This window comes from Sphingobium sp. OAS761 (assembly GCF_024168485.1).
In the GTDB taxonomy this organism is placed as follows: Bacteria; Pseudomonadota; Alphaproteobacteria; order Sphingomonadales; family Sphingomonadaceae; genus Sphingobium.
Map to the genome: position 1 here is coordinate 58,152 of NZ_JALJVY010000004.1, position 21,026 is coordinate 79,177.

Sequence of the window (21,026 nt, forward strand, 5' to 3'; positions counted from 1 at the left end):
TAATCAGTTCTCTCCGCCGAACGCGGTATCGTACTGGTTGCTGCTGAAGCTCACGATACCAGCCAGGGCTTGCGCAGCCGACCCGAAGAACTGTCCGCTTACGTCGCCATTGCTGGCCAGAGTGGCGGTGGTGCTTGGGTTGGTCGCATCGGCCGTGCCAAAACCTGAAATCGCGGATCCGAAGATGTCAGCCGTTCCGATATCGATCTTGAGAGCCGAATTCTGAATCGAGCCGGTCAGCTCACCGGCGCCAAAATTGGCCGTGAACGTGCCGCTCAGCGGCGTTCCACTCGATGCATAGTTGCTTATGCCCTTGACGGTGTAGTTCGCCGAACCGCTGCTCGGCATATTGCCGCTGCTCGTGGCGCCTGTGCCACCATAATAGACGGTGTGGTCGCCCGCTGTGGCGCTGCCGGTCTGCGACCACTCACCGAAATAGAGGTCATATGAGCCGACCTTGGCGAAGTCGAAGCGACCGTAAGTGCTGTGATCGTCGACGTCGGTCGTCGTGGCCGTGAATGTCGTGACACCATTGCCATCGGTCCCGAGGACATTTTGCAGGCCCAGAAAGTCGACATATTGAGTTGAGGTCAGGGCCGGCACATTGATGCCGACCTCGCCCGAACTGTGCGGTCCGCCATTGACGGTACTGACATCGATCTTGACCTTGGCGGTATTGCTGGATTCACCGACGACCTGCGCATGGGCACTGCCGGCAAAGGCGGCAGATGCCAGAAGTGCAGCCGCAGCGAGCTTGAGATGTGTATTCAACATGGTATTCCTCCTTGGGTTGAGGCACCCGACCATTCGGGCGCTGTCATCCAGGGTCGTCACCAGCATCTCCGATTGAGAAGATTGATAGATGTGGTGGCGGCCCTGAATTCGGTGCATCAGAACCTCCCGGTCAGGCTCAACCGCACGGTGCGCCCAGGGGCTGGCAACAGCGATCGCGACAAGGGATCCAGATAGTAACGGTTGTTGAGATTGAGGCCGGTCAGTTCCGCGGTGAAGCGCTCGTTGATCCGGAATTTCGCATAGGCATCGAAGGTGAGAATCTCGTCCCAAGTGAACGGGATGTTCAGCACGCATCCGCCAACGCAATCGTCCGGGTCCGTGAACTCGTCGAGCTGCGGGTTGTCATATTTGCTGTACCAGGTCAGGCGGCCGCCCAGTTCCAGGCGCCGGTCGAAAAAGCGTCCACCGACCGTCCAGTTAAGGGAGTCCTCCGGTATCGCCTGGGTCAGCAGGAAGCTGGAGAGAAAACCGTATTTCACGCAGTCGGGCACGCGCCCTCGTGACGGATCCATGGTCGCGGCGACACTTTCGTCGCAAACCTTGTTGGTGGTCATATGACCGGCGCTGAGATCGGTGAAGAAGCTTCCGTTATCATAGCGGGCCTGTAGCTCGAAGCCGGCGATTACCTGCCTGTCCAGATTGCTGAACATCAGGTTGGTATCCCGTTCGATCACATCGTGGGTCGTGTTGTGATACCAGGTGAGCTTGAGGTCGGCGTGCTGAGCCTCGCCATGAAGGTTGAAGAGCGGGCGTAGATCCTGGATGAATGCCGCCTCCCAGGAATGGATGCGTTCGGGCTTGAGGTCCGCGAGTGGGTTGAGCGATGCCGAAAAGCCGACCGTGCTTTCGAACATGCTCGGGAAGCGATAGGCCTGCGCATAGCGCAGGTAGGCGCGGCTGCTGCCGCTGAGATAGACCGTCGCCGAGGCGCTCGGCGCCCAGCCATGGTCGGACCTTCGTTTGGCTTCGGTAACGGCGACGGCCATGTTGTTGGCGCTGACGACGCAGCTGCCGTCTGTGTAGTTCTCAACGCTGGCCAATGAGCCATTTAGGCAGACATTGTCAGCGCGGTGAAAATTACCATCAGCATCAGGCTCCCATATGCCGGTATGGGAAACGCCGAATGGATAAGGGTCGGCCAGATATCTCTCGACATTCCGCGGAACAATTCTCTCGATTTGCTCCGGCGTAGCGCCAAGCGCGGCGTATCGTTCCCTTAGATATGCTTCGTAAGCCTCTGCGCCATATTCCGTCGTTTCATATTCAACATCAAAAGTCGGAGTCACATATCGGTCGATGGAGCCGCCATTGAATTCCAGAAGTTCGGGCAGGAAGTCGTCCTGCGCCCAGTAGCCGGAATAGGTGATTCCGGCATTGAGCTTCAGAAACGGTGCAGGCCGCCATTCGCCGCTGAAATTGATGCGATATTCCTCGCGGCGGCCGGCGCGAGGATATTGACGCCAGCCATTGGCCACCGCATCGGTGTATTCATCATCCGAGCGCAGCTTCTCATGCTGCCAGCTGCCTTCAAGCAAAAAATCGAGCGTCGAGGTCGGGCTGAACTGATTGCTGGCGGTAAAGCCATAGCGGTCATTGTCAGCGTTCGAGACTGCGCTGTTGATGATGATCGGGTCTTCGACCGATGCCGAATTGGGAAACCCGCCTGCACTATAAGTGTCGCTGACGGTATCGGTCGCCCAGATATTGGCTTTGAGATCGATCCAGCGGCCCTCCGGCTGCCATTTATATTCGGCGTTGTAAGCCTGGAGATGAACCTTACTCAGCGGCCATTGCACATTACCGAAGGAATCGACGCTGCCGCTGAACACGCGCGACGGCATGATCTCACCGAATTTCGTGCGGCTGTCCCGGAAACCGAGCTGGAGATACTTATCGTCGGCAATCCGCCAGGTGCCTTTGAGGAGGAACGATTCCAGCTCACTCGAAGTGTTGGGAATCTCATTGCCCGGCTCATAGTTCAGCCCGAGCCTGCGCACATAGTTGTCGGAGAGATTGGCCGCCAGATCCTCCTGCTGGTAGTAATCGGGCGCTGTCTTGCCGGAGAAGTAATTGCCGCGTTCGCGGAAGGCATAGGCTCCGAAAAGATCGAAGTCGCTGATCCGGCCCGCAGCGGCAATCCGGATCGCTCGGTCCCCGAATGAAAATGCCTCGTTGTCGTCTTCAGTTCGCAGGTTCACGCGCAGTGAGGGGTCGCCATAGGGATATGTCGGGCCGATCCCTCCATCGGTGAAGCCGGGAACATCGCGGTAGTCCTGGCCGGTGAGTAGCGTCGGCAAGCGCGGGTTGATGGAGTTGTTGCCGCCCTCCAGCCTGAGTTCGAGACCGAAATTTCGACCGGGCTCCAGAATGTCATCGGCATCGAGCGTATTGATAACAACGGCACCGCCGGTCGACCCATTCACACCGCGGATGGACACAGGCCCCTTCAAGACCTGCACGTCCGATATGAGGCTGGGATCGATGTAGTTGCGATTGCTCGCACCGTTATAGCCGCGCCAGACCGTCAGCGCCTGTTCGGTCCCGTCGACGATGACCGGTACGCGTCCGGGCCCCTGGACACCGCGAATACTGGGATCGAGCGCGCCACCATTACGGGCATCACCGCTAAAGACGTTGACCATGCCCTTCAGCACATCGGCCGTGTTCACGCCTTTGTAGCGCTCGACCTCTTCCCTGCCGGCGAAGGATGATGAAATGTCGAGATCATAAACCTCGTTGTGGCCGCGCGCATCCCGTTCCGCGCCGGTTTCGCGCTCAACCGTGGTCGCGCCTTCGATCTGCAGCGTGTCGAGTTGAATGGTGCCGTCGCCATTTGTCGCCGCTTCCGGGGCGCGCTCGAGTGCGATGCTGTTGCCATTGACCCAGCGGAAGCCAATCCCCGTGCCGCTCAATAGCCGATCTAGGGCCTCGACCGGAGTGAGGTTGCCGCTGATGGGCGTTGACGTCAGGCCGGACAGGATACTGCCGTCCACTGTCACCTGAATTGCGGCCTGGTCGCCGAAAGCCGTGACCGCACTGGTCAGGGGCTGTGCGGGAATATCGAAGTAGCGTGTGTTCCGTGCCTGCTCTTCGTCAACCGAAGAAGCCTGCTGCGCCATGCACGGCACTGCAACCAACGCGAGCGCTAAAGCCGTGCTCCCAGCCAGTGTCCGTACTGAAATCCTTGCGCCATATGTGGTGCCCCCCGATGCTTTCACAAAACCGTCCTTCCATCCTTATTGCTCCTGCGAGTTAATCGCATAAACTGCGTGCAAGGATGAGACGAAATGGATCGCGCGATCTTCGGTCGGATCGCGAATTTTTTTCGAGAACTCGTTAGAAGATTGAAAAGACGCCGGGAATTTTAGTCAGCAGATACAATCAGGAGCCAAGGCGTGACGGAGCGGACACTGGCTCCATGTTGCCGGACCATCAGGCGCAACGCCTCTTCGGGAGCGTGAACGTCAAACACGCCAGTGACCCTGCGCTGCCCAAGCGCTGAACTGGTCAGCACGATCGCTCCCGAATAATAACGACGCAGTTGGTCGATCCCTTCCGAGAGTGGCACGTCTTCGATTATCAGCCGCCCGTGCCTCCAGCTTCCCATAGAGGAAATGGCCATGCGGCTCCGGTCTACCGAGTGGGACGGTCGAGCAAGATGGATACGATCGCCGGGCCTTAGCATGATGGGCGCTTTGTCATCCCAGGCTACCTGGACACCGCCCCGTGCGAGCATCACATCGATCGAGTCATCGTCAAGGCCGACATCGAAGGCGGTGCCCGTCACCCTAACCCGTGCATTGGCAGCCGAGACCGTGAAGGGGTGCTTCTCGTCAGGTGCGACATCGAACCAGGCTTGCCCTGCGAGCAGGCGTACACCACGCTGGCCATCTTCGTAGTTTACGGCAATTGCACTGCCGGTATCGAGCGTTACGGACGATCCATCCGGCAGCGTCACATTACGCATTTCTCCGGTACCAGTGCGATAATCGGACTGCCACATCAGCAACAAGGTAGGAGCACTGACGACGGCAAGACACGCGGCGGCGGCAGCGCCGACCATGGCGGTGATCGCTCGCTTCGGGCGAAAATGCCATCGGCTTGCCCTGCCCCGGTGTCTGACAGGCGGTATGGACGCAGACGGTGCCAATTGTCCGGCGAGCGTCCAGCTCTCCTTAGCGGCGGAAAAAGCTCGCTCATGATCGGCGCTTCGCGCGCACCATTCGTCGACTTCACTTTGCAGTTCGGGATCGGCCTGAAGCTGTAGCCACAAGTCGGCCGCCTCGCGCACCAGTTCATTGCGTGACATGCCGCCTTCGTGATGTTTCAACTCATCGCGCATCAGATCGTCCGGTTTCCCTTTTGGACTAGACGAAACTGCCGGGAAAATCTTCGGTGTTGCAGCCGAATTCATAAATGGCCGCCATCCATCAGCTTGATCATGCAATGTTCGAGCGCGGCACGAACAAGCTCGTATGCACGCGTCTGTGAGAGCTCGAGCGCTACGCCAATCTCGGCGTAGGTCAGCCCTTGCATGCGATGCATGTCAAAAGCCAAGCGCTCGCGCTCAGGCAGCTCGGCAAGGGCGCGATGAAGAGCCTTCAACTTTTCGCGTCCTTCCATCGCGCGGTCGGCATCCACAGCAAGATCGGGAATTTCTGGTAGGCGTGTTTCGTCTGCCCAGTTTTCCGAAGCCTGACGACGCGAGATATCGAGAGCCAGGTTGCGGACGATACGGTAGAGATAACCGACCGGCTGCCGGATCAGGCGCGTTTTGGCATCATGCGAACCGGCTTCGGAAAAGCGCAGCCACGCGTCCTGTACCACGTCCTCGGCAAGCGCCCGGTCGCCTACGATCGGTGTGGCATAGTCGATCAATTCCGCGCGGTGACGCAGATAGAGGTTCAGTTTTCGGCTATGCTGCTCCGATCCCATATCCGTTCCGATCTATGGCGCCATAACAACGCCAGCGGATTATCGCCAAAATGGAACCTCAATCCCTATTCGGTGACACCGCAAATCGCGCATGCAGCGTGAGCGACGCTGCGACTGTCGCCGCTGCGACGGTCAGAAGCATGGGCCACACCAATGCGGCCATCGACACGGGATCGGCGGCGGCACACGGCAGGAAGGCAATGGCAAGCAGCGCTGCACCCGCAAGCCGCAGCCTGCGTCTTGACCTCGCAGGCCGCACACGGTTGCCCATCACCTGCCGCCAATGCGCCTCGATCGAGAGTGCCAATGTCCCCATCCCGACAAGGGACATGAGGAAGGCCAGGAAGGTCAGGGCGCCGTCAGACATGGGCCTGCCGTCCGATTGAGGCTGTTTCAGGGGAGGCTTTCAGCGTATGCGAGGTCATCGCAGCACGTCGCCCGAGCCGATATGCGGCCAAGGCGGCCGCCCCCGCCCCCGCCAGCAACACCAGATCGACGCCCGCGACCGGCCAGTACCCCATGCCGACAGTTGACAACAAGTGATCACCTGTCGTTGCCCAATTGGCCAGTACAGCCGCAAGTGCGAGTCCTGCAATCATCCAGCACTGATCGCGCCAGGCAGGAGAGGTACCGCCGACCGCGACCCGAGGTGAACGAATGGCGGCATGCAGCAACGAGAACAGCCAAGCGAACCAGAAGACTCTCATCTGCCACACGTCATGACCGGCCAGATCTATGGGCAGCAGTCGATTTGCGAGCAGCATTGCGCATGTGGCGACAAGCATGCCGCTCACGCTCGCTACCGCCAGCGCATCGACAATCCGGGCGCCCGGTATGCTCGTCTCGGCGTGCTTGCGCTTGCGCTTTTCCACGAAGAACAGGAACCCGGTCGCAATGCACGCGCATCCCATCAGGCCGCCGATGAACAGAAGCCAGCGGAGCGGCCAGTGCCGGAAGAACTGGAAATGCAGGCCGTAAAGGAAGCCGTCCACCGCCTCGACGGCGCTGGCAGGTGGATCTTCGTAGATGAGCTCGCCGGTAGCGGCGCTAAAGTGCAACGTTTCGCCAGTGGCTACGCGGTCGACTGTGTCACGGCTGATCGAAACATAGGAATCGGCATCTCCAAGATGCGCAATGTAAACCTCTCCCACTTCCCCCGGGACGCCATTCGCCGCCCAGCGCGCCCTGGCGTCCTGCATCATGGCATCGACCGAGGCGAGCCCGCCCGGCCTGCCCGAGGGTTCGGCAGCGAGGCCGGTGCGCTCGGCATCCGCTGCCTCCTGCACTTCCATCAATGGATTCATCAACGCCGTCGGCGAGGGGAAATACATATAGGCAAAGATCAGCAGGCCCGACAGCGAGATCAGGAACAGGAATGGCAGCGCCAGCACGCCGGTCATATTGTGCAAATCCAGCGTCGAGCGCAGCCGCCCCTTGCCCGGCCGGAAGGTGAAAAACTCGCGGAAAATCTTGCGGTGCATAACCACGCCCGTGACCAGCGCCACCAGCATCCCCATTCCCGCCAGGCCGACGATCCAATAGCCGAGATTCTTCCACTCCAGATGCAGCATGTAATGTAGCGGAAAGAAGAAGCCGGTACCCAGCGCCAGCCGGTCCTGCAGGTCTGGCGGCAAGCGTTCGCCGGTCTGAGGGTCGATCGACGCATAGCCATAGACATGGACGTGATCGAGAAGAGGATCGCGGGGTTTGTTGGGTACATCGAACGCCACGTACATCCGCACCAGCGGGTCACGGTGGTTGGTGTAGACGCCCATGTCGGACGCCTTCATGTCCTCAGCCGCCGGCAGTGTTCCGATCACCTCCGCCGCAGTGTGCTCCACGCTGTGGGGATCGGGCCGGACCTGCGCGATCACAGGACGCACATCACGATCGAAGGAAGGGAATGGCGCTGCTTCGGCCCGCGTCTCCGGCACACTCCAGCGGTCGATCTCTCGATCGAACACCGACAGCGAGCCGAAAAAGAAGACCACCATCAACACGAAGCCGAGTATGAGGCCCAGCCAGGTGTGAAGATATGCCATCGACAGGCGAAACGTTTCGCGCATCGTCCCTTCCCTTTCTCTAGAGCAACTGCCGCGAAAGCAGCCATGCGCCCACACACAGCGCCAGCCCACCACCGCCCAGCACCAGCCATACGCGGGCCAGACGGCGCTCGGCGAAGGCCCACAGCATCGCCGCCAGATAGACGATGACGCTCAGCAGCCAGGCCAGTGTCTGCGCCTCGAAGTAACGCAACCCGAATATGAAGCCGGTCAGCGTGGTCGACACTACGAAGCCGTTGGTAAAGACGTATCCACCTGCGATCGCCGCGGCAAAACGGCCGAGTGTCGGCATCCAGGCGACTCGCCTCGCTCGCTGGGAAGCACTCATATGGGTCTTCCCATTCGCGATGACCGCGCGATCAAAATCCATACCGCAAGGTCACGCGGGCATTGCGCGGTTCGCCGTAAATATAACCTCCGAACCACGAATTGGTATTATAGTAGGTCTTGTCGAAGACGTTGTTGACGTTGAGCTGAAGTGACAACTGATCCGTCAGATCATACGCGGCCATCAGATTGACCAGCGCATATGCTTCCTGACCCACGGATTCTGTTTCGCCAGTTTCCGGATTGTCAGCTGTCTGTGGCGGGCGACTTTCCCAACGAAGCGATCCGCCCAGACTGAAACCATCGAGCGCGCCGCTGAAGTCGTACCTTGTGGCCATTCGGAACACGCTGCGCGGTTGATGGGCCTGCACGTCGATACCGTCGGGATCCTGGGCCTTGAAGTGGCTCCACCCGACGCTGATATCCCAGGCAGGGAGCAGTTCGCCCTGCATTTCCAGCTCATAGCCTTTCGAAACGACGCCCTGCGCCGGGCGCGAAGCAACGTCTGTCGTACCGGGCACAAAGTAGCCGTCATCCGGAACGGCAAAATTGTTCTGCTCGATACGGAACACGGCCGCCGAAGCACGCAGACGGCCATCCATCAGGTCCGCCTTCAGCCCCGCTTCGTAGTTGTTACCTTCGAGCGGATCGAGATAACGCCCATCGCGATCGCGCGCGGTCTGCGGATTGAAGATGCTGGTATAACTGACATAGGCGGACAAATAGTCGTTGAAGTCGAAGATCAGGCCAGCATAGGGCGTGAATACGTTGTCGTGCTCGATCGTGTAGGGTTCGGGCGTATAGAGCGCCTCCTCCTCATCCCGCTTCCATGAACTTAGCCGCGCGCCGGCGATCAGTTTCAGGCTGTCGAGAATCTGGAAGCGAGTAGCGGCGTAAACGGCGCTTTGCTTGGTCGTGCCGAACCCGCTCATGCGGTAGCGTTCACCCCATACCGGTTCAGGATAGCTGCCGTCCCATTCGTTGAAATTGCCAACAGGAGCGACCGTGGCAGCATCTGGATCGCGATTGGTCCAACCGTTTTTGAGACGGTTGTGCATCGCGCCCACCACCAGTTCATGCTGGCGACCGAACAAGTGGTAGTCACCCTTGAGCTGAAGGTTGAAGTTCCATTGCTTGGGATTGGTTAGATACCAGTATGGCCATACATCCATTCCCAACCCGGTTTCGCGGTCCGGATTGCCCCAGAGCCAGATGAGCTTGGAATCCTCAGTCTGCTCGGCATAGGACACATCGCCGCGCAGTAGCCAGCTTTCCCCCAGTTCCTGTTCGATCGTGACGAAGGCGGCCTTTTCGATCGTGTCCCACTCGTTCCATTCGGCACCGGTCGTCCTCGATCGCGACCATTCGGCGACCGAGCCGTCTGCATACCAATAGGGCAACTGCGCCCACATCACGCCGTCGCGCTCGTCCTTCTGGTAACTCGCGCCTGCACTGATCCGCGTACCCGGTCCGAGATCCGCGCCAAGCACACCATAAAGGGTAATGCCTTTGCTGCTTTCCAGATCGATGAAGGCATCCTGAGCATAGACTTCGGCCACGAGCCGGGCACGCACCGAACCATCGGCTGTCAACGGCGCGCCCACGTCGATCATACCCGAATAGTGATCCCAGGAACCTGCCTCCACCGTGATCTCGCCGGTAAGCTCGCGCGCGTCGGCCTTCTTGCGCACCATGTTTATCGAGGCTGAGGGTTCGCCCGCACCCTGTAACAGCCCGGTCGAACCACGAATAACTTCGATCCGTTCGTAAATTGCCGCGCTGGTTTCTTCGAGGCCGACATTGCCCGTGGCGAAGGGCATCCCGTCGAGCTGGAAATTGGTGATGTCGAAGCCGCGCGCGGAGAGGAGATTGCGACCGCGATCCACCCTCTTCACCGAAATGCCAGTGGTGTATTCGAGCACGTCGGCAACGGTTGCGGCCCCCTGATCATCCATCTGCTCACGGGTGATGATCGAAATCGACTGCGGCGTTTCGCGCGGGGTCAGGTCAAGCCCTGTGGCCGCAGCGTTCGCTTCGATCCCGCGGCCATAGACGATGATGGTGTTGCCTGTCTGAGCGGCCTTGTCCGGCTCCTCCTGCGCATCGCCCCTGTCCTGCGCCAACACAGGAGCCGAGAGCGCACTTGCCGCACACAAGGCAAGCCTGAAACCTGGAAAAAGCGGACGCAACACATTGACCCCCTGAGATATGCAAATGTCCGCAGGCAACTAGTCTAAATGATAATGCGAATCAATAGTGTGTTGCGATTATGGTGCGCTCAGCAGATTGGCGCCTCTTCCCAGCATCAACGACAGGCAGTTTCCTTGATGCTGGGAAGAGACGACTTCCCCGGCATGTTGCCGAGTCGCGAAGGCAATTATGGATCCTAGTCGGGGAGCAGAAGGGAAAGACCTGCCTGTCGGACGCCTGAGCTTAACTGTCCCATTTCTCTGTAGCATCGAACCAGACACCTGTATGCGGTCGGCAATGACAGAGGGAGATGCCGCAATATGAACGAGTTGGTTATTTGGACGCTCGATTGGGTGCCGGAAGGGCCACAAGGTTTCGTGCGAGACCTTCGCTTGCGGTGGGCTTGCGAAGAGGCCGGTTTCGACTACTCAGTGCGGACAGTGCCGTTCGAAGGTCGTGAAACCAATCATCTCGACATGCAGCCTTTCGGCCAGGTTCCGATGCTGTCCAATGGAGAACTTCAAATGTTCGAGAGCGGTGCGGGGCTACTGCATCTAGCTCGAAGAAGCGAAAAGCTGATGCCCCGCGACCAGATCGGAGAAGCCGAAACGCTACAGTGGACAGTCGCCGCGCTCAATTCAATTGAGATGGTGACCGTCCCTTGGTGGTTTCTGGAGGTGACCGGAGTTCAGGAAAACCACCTTACCGATTGGATGGAAAGCCGCCTCGACCACATGGAACGCGTTCTGAAGGAGCGGGAATGGCTGGCCGCCGGTCGTTTTACCGTTGCAGATCTGCTGATGGCTGATGTGCTGCGTGTCGAGAAAGTGCGTGCATTTGGAGATCGCCCCGCGACCGAGGCTTACGTCACGCGCATCACGAAGGGTCCGGCATTCAACAGGGCGCATGCCGATCAGATGGCACACTTTGCCCCTGCTAGCTGAAGTCTCCCAATCGAACCCGCTTCTGCCATATCCGGCCGAGAACCCATCGCTGCGCATGCCGGCCGTAGTTACTTGGGGGCCTTGTATCGGACCTAGCGATCGATCCGGATTTCGCGCATCAATCCAAATGCCTCCGGTGTACCCGTACCGGCACGGTGAAGCGCTCCTACAAGCGGTAAAGGGTGCCAGGCTGGTGAACTCGACGGCGGAGGCCACGAGTTGCATCCGGTTCACTGGGACCAAATAATCGGTGGGACTCGGGCATTCGGACAGCGCGAAAAACGTGCCCGTTCAACAAATGAAAGAAGGGAGGAGGCCATGACCAAGGTGATCGTTTCGGGTTTTTCGCTTTCAATCGACGGCTACGGCGCCGGGCCAGACCAGAGCCTCGACGAGCCGCTCGGAAAGCGCGGCGAGGAACTGCACACGTGGATGGTCGAAACGGCCATGTTCCACGAAATGCTGGGCAAGGGCGGCGGCTCGCGGGGCGTCGACAACGACTATGTCTTCGGCCTCGAATTCGAAAACATCTTTTGGTTCGATGCGATTCTCTGAGAAAATGAGCGTGTATTGCATTGTAAACCTCTCCCGGATCAACGTGGCGCCCCGACGGGCATGCCGTTCAAGAGACTGCCTTACGCCAACTAGATTGGGCAGAATCAACAACCTGCGAGATAACCGGTTGCAGTACCTACTCGTCGGGCACTCCATCCTCGTCCTTGTCCATCGTTTCGGGCTGACCGTCTCCGTCCCGATCATATGCGTCGGGTTTACCGTTGTTGTCCGTGTCCCAGGCGTCGGGCTGCCCATCGCCGTTCGTATCCCAAGCATCGGCTTTGCCGACGCCATCCGTGTCCCAGGCGTCAGGTGTTCCATCACCGTTCGTATCGACAGTTGGTTCGGACCCTTGAGCTGCAACGCTCTGCATTGTCGCAGGAGACATGAGTAACCCGGCAGACAGACCAGTCGTCTTAAATATTGAGGGGAAATTCATGATAGATACTCCAAACAGTACGTGTTCCCCTGATGATCGAGTGATATGAAAACTCGGAATTTTCTCAAGCGACATTAGATGGGCGGTTAGGAGCACAAGGTGCGCGGACATGGATTTTCAGCTCATCGACAGAGCGAAGCGCCCCGTCGTTCCCACCAGCGCGAGACCGGGCGATGCTGGGTTAGCTGGGACCTGTTGGATTCCGCTCAGCTGGTTTGCGCCCCGCTCCTTTCCAATCTATCGAGCTGTTTGCGGATATGTGTTGCATCGGCGGCGGTGCTGGCGAGCCCAATGGCAGCACCGAAAGCATCACGCGCTTCATCGTTGCGCCCCAACTCGCGCAAAAGCGCCCCGCGCACCCCGTGAAAATAGAAATATCCGCCGAGCGCGTTGTCCAGAGGTGCGATCATGTCCAGCGCGGATTGCGCCCCTTCAAGCTTCCAGACGGCAACTGCCCGATTCAGCGTGACGACCGGCGACGGGGCGCGCCGTTCAAGCGCTTGGTAGAGCTGATCGATACCCGCCCAGTCGGTATCTTCAGGCTTGCCTGCACGGGCATGCAGCGCCGCGATCGCCGCCTGGATCTGATAGGGGCCGGGCTGGTGGTGCAACATGGCCTTGTCGATTATCGCCAAGGCTTCTGCGATCATGGAGCGGTTCCAGAGTGAACGGTCCTGATCCTCGAGCAGGATCGGCGCGCCGGTTTCATCGAAACGGGCGCCCTGACGCGAATGCTGAAGGAGCATCAGCGCCAGAAGCCCCATCATTTCAGGCTCGGCGGGGAACATGCGCAGCATCAGCCGCGCCAGCCGGATCGCTTCGCCGCACAGGTTCGCGCGTTCGCTTGCCGGATTGGCATCCGTATAGCCTTCGTTGAAGACGAGGTAGATCATTGCCGAAACCGCCGCGAAACGCTCCGAGCGCTCCACCGGTCCCGGCGTTTCGAACGGAACGCCGGCCTTGGCGATGCGTGCTTTTGCCCGCGTGATGCGTTGTTCCATCGCGCGTTCATGGACGAGGAATGCACGGGCAATGTCGCGCACGGAAATTCCGGAGACGATACGTAGCGCCAGCGCGATTTGCTGGGTGGCGGGTAGGTCCGGATGGCAGCAAACGAAGAGAAGGCGCAGGATATCGTCCCGGTAGTCGGCAGAATCGAGCCGCTCGGCAAGAACCGGCTCGACATCCTCTCTGTCCGACATGGCATCTTCCGGCGGTAGCTCTGTTAGCTTCGACTGCCGCCGCACATGATCGAGCGCCGTGTTGCGCCCCACCATGATCAGCCAGCCTTCCGCATCGCGCGGCGGGCCGTTTTCCGGCCAGGACTTCAGTGCGCGCAGGCAGGCTTCCTGGAAGGCTTCCTCCGCCAGGTCCAGGTCGCGGAAATAGCGCAGCAAAGCGGCGATCGCGCGCGGGCGGGCGCCGATAAGCCGGGATTCAATCCAGTCGGGATCAGGCGGCTGGGGCATCGTCGATTGCCGATCCGTCAGGATAGTAGAGCATCACCGGCCGGATCTCGTAGGCGCCGCCGGGATTGGCCACCGCGAGTTCCCGGGCGATGGCGAGCGCCTGGTCGAGATTGTCGACATCGACCACATAAAACCCGAGCAGCTGCTCCTTGGTTTCCGCATAAGGCCCGTCAACAACAAGATTTTCCGACTTGCGCAGCGTCGTCGCGGCACTCGTCGGCATAAGCCGCAGCATGGGTCTGAAGTTGTCGGCCCATTTGCGATGGACCTCATCAAGGCGCGCCATGACAGCGGCGTCCTCTTCCTTCGTCCAGGCGGACGTTACCATCTCGTCATTATAGCACAGCAATGTGTACAGCATTTTTGAGTCTCCGTTCTCCAAGGACGCTGCCGCCGGCCGCGATCCGACATCCGATCCAAATAAATTGCCGCCGGGATTTCGTCGGTTCCGGAGGGTCGGCACAATCGAAGAGAGCATAGCTCCCCGCATGGTGGCGTCGAGGGGTGTTTCCCATGTCGGGAAGTAGGCCGCGGTCCTTCCATGGGCTCACTTGCCCTTCGGAAAGAGGCGTCAAAAAAGTTGTGGTGCATGTCGGAATGACGCGCAGGCATTCGTCCTCGGGCTGACTTCAATGTCCAAGAGGAAGAAACACATGAACCCCAAATCCATGACGTGGACGGGCCGCGTGCTGACAGGAGTATTCACGCTTTTCATGCTCAGCGCTTCAATTCCGCCGAAGCTGCTCGGGATGCCGATTGCAGGGGAAACCCTGGCGCAGCTCGGCTGGCCGCCGGGCTATGCGCTACCAATTGGTATCCTCGAACTCATCTGCCTGGCGCTATACCTGATCCCACGCACCAGTCTCCTTGGCGCTGTGCTGATGACCGGATTGCTTGGCGGTGCCATGGCAACACAGATACGCGCGGAGAGTCCGCTCTTCAGCCACATCCTGTTCGGTCTGTATCTCGGGCTCTTCATGTGGGGCGGACTGTGGCTGCGCAGCCCACAGCTCAGGGCCTTGTTTCCCTTTGCACGCGTGGCGGCGGAAAAAAGTTAGACCCGATGTCGGGACGCCGGGGATCCATTCGTCCTCGGGACACCAGTATTCAAGAGGAGAGCAAAATGCCGAATACAATTCGCCTGCACCGCGTCATCGCGGCCAAGCCGGAAAAGGTCTTCCGGGCTTTCATCGAACCGGACGCAGTCGCCAGCTGGCTTCCGCCCTACGGCTTCATCTGCACGGTCCACGAGTTGGAGGCCAAGGTCGGCGGAACGTACAAAATGTCCTTTCGCAACTTTACCACCGGCCACAGCCACAGCTTTGGCGGCGAATATATCGAATTCCTCCCCGGCGAACGCCTGGTCTATACCGACAGCTTCGACGATCCGAATATGCCTGGTGAAATGCGCACGACCGTCACCTTCAGGGCTGTTTCGATGGGCACGGAAATGACTGTCGAACAGGAAGGCGTGCCAGACATGATCCCGCCCGAGGCCTGCTATCTCGGTTGGCAGGAATGCCTCGACAAACTGATCCGGCTCGTAACGCCCGAAATCGAGCAATAGCGCCGAACTGCATCTTTCATCCTCATTTCCGAAGGAGCCAATCATATGACCAGCCAAAAGATCACGGTAGAAACGACCGTAAACGCACCGGTCGAACGGGTATGGCAGGCCTATACCAGTCCCGAGGACATCAAGCAGTGGAACGCGGCGTCCGACGACTGGCACACACCGACTGCAACAGTCGATCTGCGCGAAGGCGGGATCTTTTCCTCCCGCATGAAGGCCAAGGACGGCAGCATGGGTTTCGACTTTGCCGGAACCTACACGAAGATCGAGACGCACAAGCTGATCGAATATGAATTCGGCGGTCGCCACGCCAAGGTCGAATTTACGCCCGGTTCCGAGGGTGCGCGCGTTAGTGTGACGTTCGAAGCGGAAGGAGAAAATTCGATCGAGATGCAGCGCGATGGATGGCAGTCGATCCTCGACAACTTCAAGCGCCATGTCGAGGCGCGGCAAAGGGAGACCATCGAATGACCGACGAATTCCCCCACATGTCCTTCCCAAACGAGAGTCAGGAATATCGCGAGGCACGCAACGCGCTGCTCGATGCGGAGATCGCGCTGCGACGGCAGGCTGAATCCGTTGCAAGAATCCGTCGTGACTGCCACCCGGTGGAACGATCCCGGAGGATTTTGTCTTCGAACGGATCGGCGCCCATCAACGGCCGGAACAAGTGCATTTGTCGGAATTGTTTGACGATTTCCCGACCCTGCTGATCTACAGCTACATGTTCGGGCCTGAACGTGACGTTCCCTGTTCTGGCTGCACGCACCTGCTCGACTGTATCGAGGGCGCGGCGCGCCATGTGCCACAGCGCGCGCCGTTCTATGTGGTGGCCGCCTCCCCGATCGCCCGGCTTGCCGCCTGGGCGCATGAGAGGGGATGGACGCATCTTCAGCTGCTCTCCACGGCTGGCAATGACTATAACGCGCATTACTATGGCAACACCGCTGCGCTGACACAGGACATGCGCGCCGCGCGCGGTTACAAGCCCGACGAGAACTGGGACGAGCCGATGCTCAATGTCTTCCGGAAGGAAGGCGATACGATCCGGCACTTCTGGGGCAGCGAACTGGTGTTCGCGCCCGACGATCCGGGGCAGGATCATCGCGGCCTCGATTGTGCTGATCCGGTCTGGGGCCTGCTCGATACGACGCCGGAAGGGCGAGGAGACTGGTTCCCGAGTGTCGACTACGGAAAATGAGGCGTCCCATGACACCCACCATAACCGCCTTTGCCAACTCCCCCGATCGCGGGCAGGGTCTCGCACGTGACATGCGGATCCGCTGGGCGCTTGAAGAGGTCGGCCAGGCTTATGAAGTTCGCCTGCTCTCGTTCGCCGAGATGAAAGAACCCGCGCATTTGACGCTGCATCCGTTCGGACAGATTCCGACCTATGAGGAAGGCGATCTCGCGCTGTTCGAGACGGGGGCGATCACCTTTCATATCGCGGAGCGCCATGCTGGTCTGCTGCCGCGCGATGCTGAGGGGCGGGCACGCGCGATCGCCTGGATGTTCGCCGCGCTCAACACGGTGGAGCCGCTGATTGTCGAACGCGAAGCCGCCTCGTACATGGAGCGCGACAAGCCGTGGCACGAGCATCGGCTGCCGATGATGGAAGATCGCATCCGCACGCGGCTCGACCAACTTTCCGCGCGGCTCGGTGAAGCGAAATGGCTCAATGGGGCATTCAGCACCGGCGATCTGATGATGGTATCGGTGTTGCTCCGGCTGAAGGCATCGTCGGATATGTTGGCCGAATTTCCGAACCTGTCGGCCTATGTTGCTCGCGGAGAAGCGCGGCCGGCATACAAGCGCGCGTTCGCGGCGCAGCTGGAAGTGTTCGAGGCTTCGTCGGAAGGCTGACGGAAACCCTTTGGGAGACGCGCTATGCTCAGGACCACGCTTGCACTGTCCGCATTCTATCTCGCTGCTGTTGGGATCGGACTGACATTCTTCCCGCTGGCTTTCGGGGTCGGTGCTGTTCCGCCAGATGCTTCGCTGGAACTCATTTCACTGCTCCGTCTGCTAGGCGGGCCGTTTTTCGGCATCGCGGCGCTCAACTGGCTGTCGCGCGGGCAGGAGCCTTCCGCGCTGAGCAACGTCCTGATTGCCAATCTGATCGGATTCGGGGCGGTGGCCGTCAACGATATGTGGGGTGTGGCAACCGGAGAAGCGCGGGAAATCGCGAAAATCTTTCTGATCATCCATCTCCTGTTCACGATGGCGTTTAGCCTGCTTATCCGAAAAGCCCGTCGAGCGCCGAGTGCCGCACAGTAAGGGATGATCCATGACGAGCTGCGAAGTCCGATCCGCCTGCGGTTTCAGCAGCACAGGGTTCATGTCGGTATGCAACTCGACGCGGGCGGCCACTACCTGGAGAGCCAGCGCGCGACCGATCTCCCCACCATCGACCGTGACGGCAGTGTTGTTCGACATGTTCTGCGGCTTGAACGGCAGGACATTAAGCCCGCGATTGACGGGCGCGCGGCATGGTCCGGCGACAAGCACCGACTTGCCGACATCCGATCCGGTTCCCTGCAGCATTACAGCACCCATGCCATCGCTCCCGCAATCATCCATAGAAACACCCACGCACGCATAAGCATCGTGTGCCTCTCACGGCTGCCTCCGACCATCAGAGAAGGAGCAGATTTTCTTGACCGGCTTCGCCTGGCCCTCAGTTTGCAGGGCCAGCCATCCGTGGATGGTCGGTCGTGGAATTGAGCAGATGCCCAAAATCTCCGCGCCTTGCCAGCACATCGGCGAGCGAATAGCCGTCGAGGATGGTGAGGAAGCCCCGCAGCGCCTCGTCCAGCACGCTGGTCAGGCCGCAGGCGGGCGCGATCAGGCATGAGCCACATTCGACGAGATCGAAATCGTCCTCGGTGTGGCGGATCAGTGCGCCGACATTGATTTCTTCTGCGGAACGCGCAAGCCGGATACCACCTTTGCGCCCGCGCACGCTTTCCAGATAGCCGGCGTTTACCAGGTCGTTGACGATCTTCATCAGATGGTTTTGCGAGATGGCATAGGCTTGTGCGATCTCGGCGATCGAGCATAGCCGATCGGGTTGCCGACCCAGATAGAGCAGCACACGCATCGCATAATCGGTGTAGCGCGTGAGGCGCATCGTCTGATCTCCAAAAAATGTATAATTGTTGCATGTTTTATTGCATCAGTATAGATGCATTGTTGATACATGATTTGGAGTCGTGGCAATGGCCGGATTGAAACTGGACGATGCGGGATTGGAAGCGTTGGTGCAGGCCTTCTATGCCCGGGTACGGGCGGATGCCGAACTCGGCCCCATCTTCAATGATGCGATCGATGACTGGCCGTATCATCTGGAAAAGCTAACCGCCTTCTGGTCCTCGGTCATGCTCACCAGCGGGCGCTACAAGGGGCAGCCTGTTCCCGCGCATGTGAAGCACAAGGGCAGGATCACGCTCGAGCTGTTCGACCGCTGGCTCGGCCTGTGGGAGCAGACCACCGGTGAGCTGATGGAACCCAACGCGGCCGCCGCCCTTCAAGCCAAGGCCGCGCGCATCGCCGAAAGCCTTCAACTCGCCATGTTCTTCCGACTGGATCGCCGGACCGTCGCTGGCGATACCCGCAAGGTCGCATGACGATGGACGACATTCGCCCTTATCGGTCCACGCCGGTATTCGACCAGGACACGCTTCCAGCCGCCCTGCGCGCCCGCCACGATACTAAAGCAGGAGTGTGGGGCCTGGTCCGTGTCATCGAAGGTGAACTCAGGCTCACCTATCTGGATCCGCCTTCGGAAGTCGTACTGACGCCCGGCACCCCCGGCCTGATCCTTCCGCAACAGCCGCATTTCGTGACGCCGCTCGGCCCAATGAAAATGCAGGTCGATTTCTACGATCAGCCGCCGCCTGACGGCTGATCCGCGCATTTTCTTTCCACTTCCCATTCATCACAGGAGATTTCGATGTCGCAACCTCTTAGCGATCAGACCATTGGGCTCGTCAAGGCCACCGTTCCGGCCCTCGAGGCCCACGGCCTCGACATTGTACGCGAGATGTATTCGCGCATGTTTCAGAACCCGGAAATCCGCGACCTGTTCAACCAGTCGCATCATGGCGATGCCGGTTCGCAGCCGCGCGCACTGACGGGTGCGATCCTGGCCTATGCCAGCAATATCGACAATCTCGGCGCGCTGGCGCCTGCCGTTGAGCGGATCGCGCAGAAGCATGTCGGCCTGCAGATCCTGCCCGAACATTATCCCTATGTTGGCGAAGCGCTGCTCGGTGCGATCAAGGCGGTGCTGGGCGACGCAGCGACGGAGGAAATTCTCGAAGCCTGGGGCGAAGCCTATTGGTTCCTCGCCAATATTCTGATCGCGCGTGAAGACCGCATCTACACCGAGCAGAAGGAAACGGCCGGTGGCTGGAACGGCTGGCGCGACTTTCGCGTGGATGAGGTCATCCGCGAAAGCAGCGTGATCAGTTCCTTCATCCTGCGCCCAGCCGATGGCGGGCCGGTGATGGACCACAAACCGGGACAGTATCTGACCTTCTGGTTGGAGATTCCGGGGCATCCTCCGGTCAAGCGCAACTATTCAATATCCTCTGCGCCGAATGGTGAGAGTTATCGCATCTCGGTCAAGCGCGAGCCACGGGGTCTGGCCTCGGGATGGCTGCATGACGGGGCGAAGCCCGGAACCATCCTGAAAGTCGCGGCGCCAGCCGGCGAATTCTTCCTCGCTGAACATGCCGAGAGGCCAGTGGTGCTGCTGTCGGGTGGCGTCGGCCTGACGCCGCTGGTGGCGATGCTGGAAGCCCTGGTCAAAGCCGATGCTGATGTTCCCGTGCAGTACATTCACGGGACGCACGATCGGGAAACGCACGCCATGCGCGGGCACATTCGCGCTCTAGCGGAACGCAGCAAGGTGGTGAAGGTTGTCGACTTCCACCAGACGCCGCTGGCCGATGAGGTCAAGGACCTGGACTATGATGAAGCCGGGATCATCACCGACGAATGGCTTGTCGCCAACACGCCTGTTGCCGAGGCCGACTATTACATTTGCGGACCGCGTCCGTTCCTGCGCCATGCGGTCTCAACTCTGTCGCTGGCGGGCGTCCCGTCCGATCGCATCCACTATGAGTTCTTCGGTCCCGCCGACGAGCTGCTGGCCGCCTGACGGAGAGACCTATGGACGACATCATCATGGCGCGCGCGATCCATGTCCTTTCAGTCCTCTTCTGGATCGGAGGGGTGGGCTTCGTGACGCTCGTGGTGATGCCGTCCATTCGCGGCTCCACCGCCCCGGATGACAGGCTTGCCGCATTCCACCGGATCGAGGGGCGCTTTGCGCCGCAAGCCCGGGTCTGGGTTCTGCTCGCCGGTGCCAGCGGCTTCTGGATGATCCATCGCGCGCAAATGTGGGATCGGTTTGCCTATCCGCAGTTCTGGTGGATGCATGCGATGATCGGGTTGTGGGCGATCTTCTTCGCCATGCTGTTCCTGGTCGAGCCGCTGTTTCTCCACCGGCGCATGCAGAATTCGTCCGACCCTGCAAAGGACTTCAGGCGCATGGAGCGGCTGCACCGCATTCTTCTCCTGATCGCGGTGGTTACGGTGCTTGGCGCTGTCGCGGGCAGCTACGGCCTGTTCTGAGCCTCGAAACGGATCGAACCGCGCCCTGCAGGCGCCTTTCACAATCCCAATTAGCATTGGTCTCGCCCCTCGGGGTGGGAACGATAGAATCTGGAC

The 21,026-nt window shown here is 59.8% G+C and carries 23 protein-coding genes and 1 pseudogene; 11 read left to right on the plus strand and 13 right to left on the minus strand.

Translation table 11 applies throughout. The annotated features are described in order from the left end of the window. Positions 1-3 precede the first annotated feature (3 nt). From J3E64_RS06480 to J3E64_RS06515, 8 genes are all read right to left on the minus strand, one after another. Positions 4-891 (minus strand): Slam-dependent surface lipoprotein, encoded by an 888-nt coding sequence (locus tag J3E64_RS06480; protein WP_253341181.1) that lies wholly within the window; start codon positions 889-891, stop codon positions 4-6. Next, on the minus strand, positions 891-3,914 hold the full coding sequence (locus J3E64_RS06485; protein WP_253341183.1) for a TonB-dependent receptor: 3,024 nt from the start codon (positions 3,912-3,914) through the stop codon (positions 891-893). Before J3E64_RS06485 ends, J3E64_RS06480 begins: the two co-directional genes overlap by 1 nt. Before the next feature lie 245 nt (positions 3,915-4,159). Next, on the minus strand, positions 4,160-5,209 hold the full coding sequence (locus tag J3E64_RS06490; RefSeq protein ID WP_253341185.1) for a FecR domain-containing protein: 1,050 nt from the start codon (positions 5,207-5,209) through the stop codon (positions 4,160-4,162). Further along, positions 5,206-5,730: a sigma-70 family RNA polymerase sigma factor gene (locus tag J3E64_RS06495; protein WP_253341187.1), complete on the minus strand. Its 525-nt coding sequence runs from the start codon at positions 5,728-5,730 to the stop codon at positions 5,206-5,208. Before J3E64_RS06495 ends, J3E64_RS06490 begins: the two co-directional genes overlap by 4 nt. A 58-nt stretch (positions 5,731-5,788) precedes the next feature. Further along, the gene (locus J3E64_RS06500) at positions 5,789-6,097 is read right to left on the minus strand and encodes a DUF3325 family protein (protein ID WP_253341189.1); all 309 of its coding nucleotides are present in this window, start codon (positions 6,095-6,097) and stop codon (positions 5,789-5,791) included. Continuing rightward, positions 6,090-7,796, minus strand: a complete 1,707-nt coding sequence (locus J3E64_RS06505) for a PepSY domain-containing protein (RefSeq protein WP_253341191.1) — start codon at positions 7,794-7,796, stop codon at positions 6,090-6,092. Before J3E64_RS06505 ends, J3E64_RS06500 begins: the two co-directional genes overlap by 8 nt. A 16-nt stretch (positions 7,797-7,812) precedes the next feature. Continuing rightward, positions 7,813-8,085: a hypothetical protein gene (locus J3E64_RS06510; RefSeq protein ID WP_253341193.1), complete on the minus strand. Its 273-nt coding sequence runs from the start codon at positions 8,083-8,085 to the stop codon at positions 7,813-7,815. 67 nt (positions 8,086-8,152) lie between these two features. Further along, complete coding sequence (locus J3E64_RS06515; RefSeq protein WP_253341195.1) at positions 8,153-10,312, minus strand: TonB-dependent siderophore receptor; 2,160 nt, start codon at positions 10,310-10,312, stop codon at positions 8,153-8,155. A 318-nt stretch (positions 10,313-10,630) separates the two neighbouring features. On the opposite strand from J3E64_RS06515, the gene J3E64_RS06520 reads away from it, so the two are divergent. Both J3E64_RS06520 and J3E64_RS06525 read left to right on the plus strand, forming a co-directional pair. Then, positions 10,631-11,254, plus strand: coding sequence for a glutathione S-transferase family protein (locus J3E64_RS06520; RefSeq protein WP_253341197.1), 624 nt, complete (start codon positions 10,631-10,633; stop codon positions 11,252-11,254). Positions 11,255-11,572: 318 nt separating this feature from the next. Further along, a complete protein-coding gene (locus tag J3E64_RS06525) occupies positions 11,573-11,809 on the plus strand; it encodes a hypothetical protein (protein ID WP_253341199.1) in 237 nt (78 codons plus the stop codon). Between the two features lie 136 nt (positions 11,810-11,945). Here J3E64_RS06525 and J3E64_RS06530 read toward each other — a convergent pair whose 3' ends face one another. From J3E64_RS06530 to J3E64_RS06540, 3 genes are all read right to left on the minus strand, one after another. Beyond that, complete coding sequence (locus J3E64_RS06530; RefSeq protein ID WP_253341200.1) at positions 11,946-12,248, minus strand: hypothetical protein; 303 nt, start codon at positions 12,246-12,248, stop codon at positions 11,946-11,948. 206 nt (positions 12,249-12,454) lie between these two features. After that, a complete protein-coding gene (locus J3E64_RS06535) occupies positions 12,455-13,717 on the minus strand; it encodes an RNA polymerase sigma factor (RefSeq protein ID WP_253341202.1) in 1,263 nt (420 codons plus the stop codon). Next, positions 13,701-14,078 carry a YciI family protein gene (locus J3E64_RS06540; protein WP_253341204.1) on the minus strand — a complete coding sequence of 126 codons (378 nt, stop codon included), beginning with the start codon at positions 14,076-14,078 and terminating at the stop codon, positions 13,701-13,703. Before J3E64_RS06540 ends, J3E64_RS06535 begins: the two co-directional genes overlap by 17 nt. A 292-nt stretch (positions 14,079-14,370) precedes the next feature. Here J3E64_RS06540 and J3E64_RS06545 point away from each other — a divergent pair, with 292 nt between their 5' ends. The 5 genes from J3E64_RS06545 (at position 14,371) to J3E64_RS06565 (ending at position 17,153) form a co-directional block, all read left to right on the plus strand. Beyond that, positions 14,371-14,775: a DoxX family protein gene (locus J3E64_RS06545; RefSeq protein ID WP_253341206.1), complete on the plus strand. Its 405-nt coding sequence runs from the start codon at positions 14,371-14,373 to the stop codon at positions 14,773-14,775. 65 nt (positions 14,776-14,840) lie between these two features. Next, on the plus strand, positions 14,841-15,284 hold the full coding sequence (locus tag J3E64_RS06550) for an SRPBCC family protein (protein ID WP_239807338.1): 444 nt from the start codon (positions 14,841-14,843) through the stop codon (positions 15,282-15,284). A 45-nt stretch (positions 15,285-15,329) separates the two neighbouring features. Further along, positions 15,330-15,761, plus strand: coding sequence for an SRPBCC family protein (locus J3E64_RS06555; RefSeq protein WP_253341208.1), 432 nt, complete (start codon positions 15,330-15,332; stop codon positions 15,759-15,761). A 205-nt stretch (positions 15,762-15,966) separates the two neighbouring features. Then, on the plus strand, positions 15,967-16,491 hold the full coding sequence (locus J3E64_RS06560) for a DUF899 family protein (protein WP_253341210.1): 525 nt from the start codon (positions 15,967-15,969) through the stop codon (positions 16,489-16,491). An 8-nt stretch (positions 16,492-16,499) separates the two neighbouring features. Beyond that, positions 16,500-17,153 (plus strand): glutathione S-transferase family protein, encoded by a 654-nt coding sequence (locus J3E64_RS06565; protein ID WP_253341212.1) that lies wholly within the window; start codon positions 16,500-16,502, stop codon positions 17,151-17,153. 399 nt (positions 17,154-17,552) lie between these two features. On the opposite strand, the pseudogene J3E64_RS06570 reads toward J3E64_RS06565, so the two are convergent. Both J3E64_RS06570 and J3E64_RS06575 read right to left on the minus strand, forming a co-directional pair. Further along, positions 17,553-17,846 (minus strand): annotated as a pseudogene (locus J3E64_RS06570) (cobyric acid synthase CobQ); the annotation flags it as partial. A gap of 121 nt (positions 17,847-17,967) precedes the next feature. Beyond that, positions 17,968-18,420 (minus strand): Rrf2 family transcriptional regulator, encoded by a 453-nt coding sequence (locus J3E64_RS06575; RefSeq protein WP_253341218.1) that lies wholly within the window; start codon positions 18,418-18,420, stop codon positions 17,968-17,970. Positions 18,421-18,508: 88 nt separating this feature from the next. Between J3E64_RS06575 and J3E64_RS06580 the strand changes: the two genes are divergently transcribed. From J3E64_RS06580 to J3E64_RS06595, 4 genes are read left to right on the plus strand one after another with little or no spacing between them, the layout of a single operon-like run. Further along, positions 18,509-18,916, plus strand: a complete 408-nt coding sequence (locus tag J3E64_RS06580; protein WP_253341220.1) for a group III truncated hemoglobin — start codon at positions 18,509-18,511, stop codon at positions 18,914-18,916. A gap of 2 nt (positions 18,917-18,918) precedes the next feature. Further along, a complete protein-coding gene (locus tag J3E64_RS06585) occupies positions 18,919-19,197 on the plus strand; it encodes a DUF1971 domain-containing protein (RefSeq protein ID WP_253341699.1) in 279 nt (92 codons plus the stop codon). Positions 19,198-19,242: 45 nt separating this feature from the next. Then, complete coding sequence (gene hmpA / locus J3E64_RS06590; RefSeq protein ID WP_253341222.1) at positions 19,243-20,454, plus strand: NO-inducible flavohemoprotein; 1,212 nt, start codon at positions 19,243-19,245, stop codon at positions 20,452-20,454. A gap of 11 nt (positions 20,455-20,465) precedes the next feature. Continuing rightward, positions 20,466-20,930: a hypothetical protein gene (locus tag J3E64_RS06595; RefSeq protein WP_253341224.1), complete on the plus strand. Its 465-nt coding sequence runs from the start codon at positions 20,466-20,468 to the stop codon at positions 20,928-20,930. The last annotated feature ends 96 nt before the right edge of the window (positions 20,931-21,026 follow it).